Origin of the sequence: Limosilactobacillus mucosae, from assembly GCF_046939755.1 — a bacterium.
Lineage (GTDB): Bacteria > Bacillota > Bacilli > Lactobacillales > Lactobacillaceae > Limosilactobacillus > Limosilactobacillus mucosae_A.
In genome coordinates, this window is sequence record NZ_JBKZAY010000074.1 from 1 (window position 1) to 905 (window position 905).

1 protein-coding gene and 1 tRNA gene are annotated in these 905 nt (G+C 43.9%); both read left to right on the plus strand.

The features are described 5' to 3' along the window. Positions 1 to 8 precede the first annotated feature (8 nt). A tRNA-Thr gene (locus ACLUWI_RS10130) sits at positions 9 to 81 on the plus strand. Between the two features lie 100 nt (positions 82 to 181). After that, positions 182 to 905 (plus strand): glutamine amidotransferase-related protein (locus tag ACLUWI_RS10135; protein WP_412147221.1); only part of this gene is annotated, 724 nt, incomplete at its 3' end.

Below are 905 nucleotides of genomic sequence, written 5' to 3' on the forward strand. Positions count from 1 at the left end.
CGCATCATGCTGACTTAGCTCAGTTGGCAGAGCAACGCACTAGTAATGCGTAGGTCGAAGGTTCGAATCCTTTAGTCAGCATAGCTAAACTTAATTAAGTTTGATACTCTTTGATATATCCTTGCAGGGCATTGATATATCAAAGAGTTTTTTGGTTATAGATCCAGAGGGGAAAACAGTCATGAATATTTGCTGCATTCAGCATGAGCCATATGTAACGCCAGGATATTATCTTAAGTGGGCGCAAAAACATCAATACAATGTAAAAATTGTTGATTGTCATAAAGAAAAGCCCAATCTACAACTGGCTGACTATTTTGATATGCTGGTCGTATTGGGCGGGCCACAAAATCCTCATACGACAATGACAGAGTGCGAATATTTCGATGCTTTGGCAGAACGTGAAACGATCCAGGCATTCATCGATCAAAATCGGATGGTAGTCGGTGTTTGTTTAGGCGCTCAGTTGATTGGTGAAACTTTGGGCTTTGCATATGAACGCAGCCCACAAAAAGAATACGGCGCCGTTCCGGTCTACTTAAGCGAAGCCGGCAAACAAGACGAGCTGTTTTACGGCTTTAATGATGGGGCTCTGCTTGGTGAATGGCATAATGACATGATGGGAATCGGTTCGCAGACGCCAGTTCTTGCAAGCAGTGAAGGCTGTCCTCGCCAAATCGTGCGCTACGGCTCATTGGTATATGGTCTGCAGTGTCATATGGAGCTAACGCCGGCGGATTATGAATTGCTGCTTGCCAAGCTGGGACAAGACGTCAAGCGACATCGAGAATTCAGCTATGTCCAATCAGCAGAAGAGATTCGGCAAATTGACTGCAAAGCTATGAACAGCAATCTAAGCACTTTTTTAGACCACTTAGTCAGTCGCTATTATTCAATTAAAACTT